The organism is Bacillus sp. FSL W8-0645, from assembly GCF_038007905.1.
In the GTDB taxonomy this organism is placed as follows: domain Bacteria; phylum Bacillota; class Bacilli; order Bacillales; family Bacillaceae; genus Bacillus; species Bacillus pumilus.
This window is the reverse complement of sequence record NZ_JBBOYC010000003.1, coordinates 1-6,173: the sequence shown is the minus strand read 5'-3', so window position 1 is coordinate 6,173 and position 6,173 is coordinate 1. Positions and strand designations below refer to the sequence as shown.

The window sequence follows — 6,173 nt, the reverse complement described above, 5'->3', positions numbered from 1 at the left end:
AAAAAAAATCTCCCCCTGCGGGGAAATTTGGTTTAGTCTTTGGTCTTTTAGGTTTTTGGGTTTTGATCTTTTAAAAAGATGGCGGTTTCGCCAGCTTTTTGGGCGATTTTGACGGAGTCAGAATCGTGTCTTTTCTTATCTTGATACATATAGAAACATTGTCATTTTGAAAAATCACGATAAATTCAGTCCTGTCAAGGCTTCAAGGGTAATTTGACAGTGAAAAACCCCATCTGCTATTATTAAAGTGCCAACCAAAATAATAGAGTGCTAGAGAACTAGCGTCAGAAAGGGTTTTTTTATGTGTAATACATGTAATTTTGTTGATTCCAATTCGAATTATACCATCCTTGAGGACAAAACCGCAACAGGTAAAAAGCGGGATTGGAGAGGAAAAAAGCGAAAATCTACGTTGATGTCTGAGCATTATAAGGCTTTGGAAAAGCGTACCGGTGCGCCTTACTACGGAAAAAAGGCAGAGAAAGTATGTGATTGTGCGGAATGTCTTGCGTTTAGGAGAGACAAAGAAACGGGCAGACTACGATTATATCAAGCCTATTTTTGTAAAGTGAGGTTATGCCCTATGTGTGCGTGGCGAAGGTCGTTAAAGATTGCAAGTCACAATAAATTGATCGTGGAAGAAGCGAACAGGCAGTATAAGCCTGCGTGGATATTCCTCACGTTGACAGTAAAAAACGTTGAGGGCGATGATTTAAAACAAATGATTACTGATATGATGCAAGGCTTTAGAAAGCTGTTTCAATATAAAAAAGTGAAAACTGGAACACTTGGTTTTTTCAGAGCTTTAGAGATTACAAAAAATCATGAAGAAAATACATATCATCCGCATTTTCATGTGTTGATTCCTGTTCGTACTGGTTACTTTGGTAAAAACTATATTAATCAAAAAGAATGGACAAGCCTTTGGAAGCGTGCCATGAAATTGGATTACACACCAATTGTGCACGTGCAGCGGGTCAAAGGGAAAAAGGGAATTGATGCGGAAGCAATTGAACAAGAAGTGCGTAAGGAGATGGAAGAACAAAAGGCGATTCTTGAAATCTCGAAGTATCCAGTCAAGGATACGGATGTCATACGTGGGAATGAAGTGACCGAGGAAAATTTGGATACGGTCTATTATTTGGATGATGCATTAAGTGCCAAGCGTTTAATCGGGTACGGCGGGATCTTGAAAGAGATTCATAAGGAACTGAATTTGACGGATGCTGAAGACGGGGATCTTGTCAGAATTGAAGAAGATGACGATGACGTAGCCAATGAAACGTTTGAGGTCATGGCACGTTGGCATGTAGGCATCAAGAATTACATAATCACATAGAAAAGCAGACCAATCATGGGTCTGCTTTTTTTATGAATTAGTTAGGTCTGAATGATTCGAGAACTCTTGGCAAAACACTGTATCTAGAGCCATTTAATGCGTAAGCTGTTCCCCTAAGATATGCAACGCCACCGTTATTTTTATTCATAGTTACTTTACCAGCGACTGTTGATCCTAATCCTCCCATTCCTCCTATAGGGGCGTCACGTTTGAATCCAGAATGATATCTTAATTTTACAGTACCCATAAAATTGTATGGCCATTTTGTGTTAGGGTTAACAGACCAATATACGACTCTTCCAGATGTACCTGCGACTATACTTGCTCGTCCTCCCATACCTATTGCTGATGCCAATGGTTTAATGATGTTTTCGTTTTCATCTCCGGCTACTACACTGTTTGGGTGATTGAAGATGAGGTCTGAAATTTCTTGGTCATTTCCAAAGCTTGTTACCGTAATTTCATCGTCTTTATAGACAACTTCACCTTTTAGAGAGTCTAGTTTTTGATCGTATGATTCGTTCGCAAAAGCAGGGTTGGCTAAAACAAAAGTGAGCATCATAATGAGTAATGATAAAGTAAATTTTTTCATATTCTCTCTCTCTTTCTTTTCTGAATTTTAGCTGATTATTCAAATATTAATTAAGGATGAGGTGTTTTTGTGGCACAAAAAGATCACTATAAAAATTTGTTGAAAAGACTCTGTGAAGATCAGGGTATATCTACTCGTAAACCAAGGTTTGAACAAGTCGAAAACTTGATTCTTATCAATCTCAAAAATCAATTGAAAGAAGGAGTAGACTTGGAATGTTTTAAGATTTTAAATCTGATCCATCAAACAGTCTCACCTCTTGGAATAAAATTTGATCAACAGCTTACCTTGTATCCTGGTGGAGATCGGTTGGATAGAGTGACAATTTCTTTTGATAAAGATGACTATGATTTATTGAATAACAAACTAGAGACCGGTGATTTTTAATAGGCATGAATCCCTCCCTGCGTAAGTATATTTCCATCCTATCACCTATTTTTTACATAGGAAGATATTCCAAAAAATTTCTTTTTTGGTTGCGGTGACCGCAATCATTTTTTTTATTTTTTAGAGCTTCGTTTTGATGAAAATTTCTGTGGTAGAATCCGTTCACTGTGGAGGTGAACATGATGACCATTGAAATTCATGTGATGGATTTAGGGGCAATGATTATTTGTGGTTTGATGCTCTTTGCAGTGTGGTTTGAAGAAGAAGTAGGCGATTAAAGCCTGCTTCTTTTTTATGGGGTTCGGGGAAGATTTCCCCGACTGGTTCGGACAGCGTCCGAGGTCTTGAATTTAGGAAAAATAATAGCCGACTTCTTCGGCGATTTTTCCAATCAGCGGAGCTGATCAGAAGGAGCGAAAGCGACTGTCGTAGCCCTCGGCAGAGACCGCACTTTACGGAGTAAAGTATAGCGGGCTATACTTTACATGGAAGTGTCGCCGGAGAATGTGGTAAAATTGAAAGAGAAAGTTGTTGCCGGTGGGAAGGTCGTGAAGGGAAAAATGGCATTCATTATTTGTAATATGCGGAAGTTCAAAAATGCGGATTTGAAGGGTCAACAGATTCATAATCAGAGAGAAAAAGAGAGCCATACGAACCCCGATATTGATCGAAATCGGGCGCATCTGAATTATGATTTATTGCATGATAAACGAGTCGATTATAAGGCAATGATCAACGAACATATCGAGAAGAACGTGGAGACGAAACGTGCCATTCGGAAAGATGCGGTTAGGTGCTGTTCGTTCATGATCTCGGCAAGTCCCGAATTCTTCGAAAAGCTGTCTCCAGAGAGCGAAAGGGAATTCTTCAAATCCAATCTGGAATTTATCCAGGAGCGTTACGGAAAAGAAAACGTGATGTATGCGTCAGTACATAAGGATGAAACGACACCCCACATGCACGTGGGGCTCGTGCCGATCACGAAGGAGAAAAAGCTATCTGCGAAGCAGATTTTCAACAAAGTTGAAATGAAGCAGCTGCAGGAAGCGATCGGGAAGCATAACGAAAAGTTTGGCTTGCAACGGGGCGAGCCTTCAGATAAAAAATATCTTGAAATTCACAAGTTTAAGTTAGAAGCGGATAAAGAGGAGCTTAAAGCAGTAAGTCTAAAAAAAATAGAGATGGAACAGGCAGTAGATCAGATTTCGGGTCGATTGGATGATTTGAAAAAGACAGCATTTGAAGCGCAGGCGGTTGATCAGATCGAAGAACGAGTGAAAGAGAAGGGTTTCTTGACTAAAACTGTTCAACTGAGCAGAGAAGATTTTGAGCAGGTGAAAAGCCTTGCTAAAGCGGGCGATGTGTTTCGAAGGGATAATAATAGTTTAGAAAATGAGTTGAAACGTGAACGCAACCGAACAAAAGAATTGTCTAAAGAGAATGATCGTTTGAAAAGCGAGAATAGGACTTTGAAAGCTGAAAAGAAAGAACTTGAAACAGAGAATCGCTTTTTAAAGCGTTCAATCAGTGCTTTCTTGACCTTTTTCGGAGAAAAGCAAAAAGAGTATAGAGCTTTGCTCGGTTATGCAAAAGCTCATATTCTCAATAAAATGAACTTGAAAATCACTGAAAAATACTTTGATCATAGGGATGAAGCGCCAGGAGCAAACAAATTTATCAGTGAAGAAAATGAGAAAAAACAGAATGCACCAAAGAAAAATCGAAATCAAGATCATGAGATGGAACGATAGGTCATGATCTAAATATGGCATGAGTCAACGGTAAGCGGAACGTAGTGAGCATTAAGGAGTTGACTCATTCACTAAACCCAAAGCCTATTGATTCAAACAAACCCCGTTTGTTTGCGCCAGCCGAAGGGGCATCCCCCGAAGATCGGGGGTAGGGGGTTTGAATATTTGCGATCCAACGTGCTAGCGTTGGCGGGTTTGGGCAGAGCCCAAGAAAGGCGGTTCGATGATGAAAATGACCAAAAGTGAGTTTGAAAAAGGTATGATATATGCCAAAGCTACACACGCCATTGAAGGAATTTATCTTACAGCTGAAGAGGAAGAATTGATATGGGAGCATGTATCTGGTCAGATCACAGATGAGGAGTATGAGAGAAGAGCCCTTGAATTGGCTTATAAAGTGATATAATAGAGTTCCAACAATTGTTTGGCGAAGGTGCGTAGCGTAAGACGACGACAGTCGTCGAGTGGCAACGAAAAGCGAAGCACCGAGAGCCAAACGGGAACCCCCCCATGCTAACAGGGGGGTAGTACGGAAGATGAAAATAAAACGTATAAAAAAACATGTCGTGCATTTCAAAAATGCCGTTGAGAGCGTTCAGATTCGATTCTGAGCGCTTTTATTTTTGTTCAGGTAATTCAAATAGGGTAATGAGTCAAAAACGCTTATAAGGGCTTTAAATGCGTTTTTTCGTTTTGTCTGCTGAAATCAATCTGAAAATTTGTTTGCGAGATGCCGAAAATTTTCAAAATTGGAACGCAACAGGGTTTTAGACGTATTTCATATGCTAGGATTTAACATAAAACGGCAAAAATTGAGGGGGATGGATAAATGGCAGCTGTATCTTCAGCGGAGATCGGTCAGAAGATTAACGAGTGGTATCAACAAATCAAAAGGCTGAATGTAACAGATGCGGAAATGCTTCGGAGCGAGATCAGAAGGGATTTAGATGTCATGGAGGAAGATGAGCAAGCTGTTCTTTATTTTCAGCTTATGGAATTCCGCCACGAACAAATGCTTGAATACATGAATCTAGGAGCAAGGAAAGTGAACAAAGCGGAGTACCTGCGTTCAGTGGAAGGGCAGGGACGAAAGTTTACTGGAATCCTGGAGTACTACTTTAATTTTTTCAGAGGGATGTTTGAGTTCTCGCAAGGTGACTATATTACTGCGATTACTTTTTATAGACAAGCAGAAAAACGTTTAGACCGGGTCGCGGATGAAGTTGAAAGAGCAGAGTTTTATTTCAAGATGGCAGAGATTTTCTATCACATGAAGCAAACTCAAATGTCTATGTATTACATCATGTTGGCTCTTGATACATATAAGGCACACCCGACATATCTTGTACGAGAAATTCAGTCTCGTTTTGTTGTTTCTGGTAATTATATTGATCTTAACAGTTCTGAAAAGTCTCTCCCGCATTTAGAAAAAGCATTAGAAAAATCACATGCGATTAAGGATGAATTGATGATTGGTATAAGTTTGATGAACTTGGGTCACTGTTATTCTAGTTTGGAAAAATATCAGTTGGCATTAGATCATCTGGAGGAAGCTGAAATTTATTTGAAAGGTCATTCTCATATACGAGCAGTCCTTTATCAGCAGGCTCTTATTCATTTCAAATTGGGTAACGATGAAATGGCGAAGGAATATTTGCAACGAGGCATCGATTATTTGAAATTAAACCCTGATCAATTATTCGAATCTTTGTATGATTTTCTTGTAAATCTATATACAAAGCCACTTAGTCTTGAAGGTATCAAGGATATACTGAAACGCTTTGACAATATTAGGGGTTATCCATATTTGGAAGAACTGGCATTAGAGTCCGCAGAATTTTATACTGAACGTGGGCGTATGGAGAATTCTGTATATTTGTATCAGCAAATGGTGTACGCTCAAAAACAAATTCGAAGGGGCGACTGTTTGTATGAGCATTAAAAAGAGCTTTGTTTTGGCTAGTCTTGCGATCATGATGTTGGTTGGTGGTTCATATGTGAATCATGTAGAGACTGCTATGGAGTTGGCTATTCGATTAGGTACATGAAAGATGACAGACCTTTAAGGTCTGTTTTTTTGTTGCGCAGCATGGTCAAAAAATCA

The 6,173-nt window shown here is 39.4% G+C and carries 6 protein-coding genes; 5 read left to right on the top strand and 1 reads right to left on the bottom strand.

The window, feature by feature from the left end:
• The first annotated feature begins 301 nt into the window (after positions 1–301).
• Positions 302–1,339 (top strand): protein rep, encoded by a 1,038-nt coding sequence (locus NST39_RS19895; protein WP_341030035.1) that lies wholly within the window; start codon positions 302–304, stop codon positions 1,337–1,339.
• 37 nt (positions 1,340–1,376) lie between these two features.
• Here NST39_RS19895 and NST39_RS19890 read toward each other — a convergent pair whose 3' ends face one another.
• Positions 1,377–1,931, bottom strand: a complete 555-nt coding sequence (locus NST39_RS19890) for a hypothetical protein (RefSeq protein ID WP_341030034.1) — start codon at positions 1,929–1,931, stop codon at positions 1,377–1,379.
• A gap of 69 nt (positions 1,932–2,000) precedes the next feature.
• Between NST39_RS19890 and NST39_RS19885 the strand changes: the two genes are divergently transcribed.
• The 4 genes from NST39_RS19885 (at position 2,001) to NST39_RS19870 (ending at position 6,011) form a co-directional block, all read left to right on the top strand.
• Positions 2,001–2,318, top strand: coding sequence for a hypothetical protein (locus NST39_RS19885; protein ID WP_135033084.1), 318 nt, complete (start codon positions 2,001–2,003; stop codon positions 2,316–2,318).
• A gap of 485 nt (positions 2,319–2,803) precedes the next feature.
• Complete coding sequence (gene mobV, locus NST39_RS19880) at positions 2,804–4,069, top strand: MobV family relaxase (protein ID WP_341030032.1); 1,266 nt, start codon at positions 2,804–2,806, stop codon at positions 4,067–4,069.
• A gap of 226 nt (positions 4,070–4,295) precedes the next feature.
• A complete protein-coding gene (locus NST39_RS19875) occupies positions 4,296–4,475 on the top strand; it encodes a hypothetical protein (RefSeq protein WP_341030030.1) in 180 nt (59 codons plus the stop codon).
• 423 nt (positions 4,476–4,898) lie between these two features.
• The gene (locus NST39_RS19870) at positions 4,899–6,011 is read left to right on the top strand and encodes a Rap family tetratricopeptide repeat protein (RefSeq protein ID WP_341030029.1); all 1,113 of its coding nucleotides are present in this window, start codon (positions 4,899–4,901) and stop codon (positions 6,009–6,011) included.
• Positions 6,012–6,173: the final 162 nt, after the last annotated feature.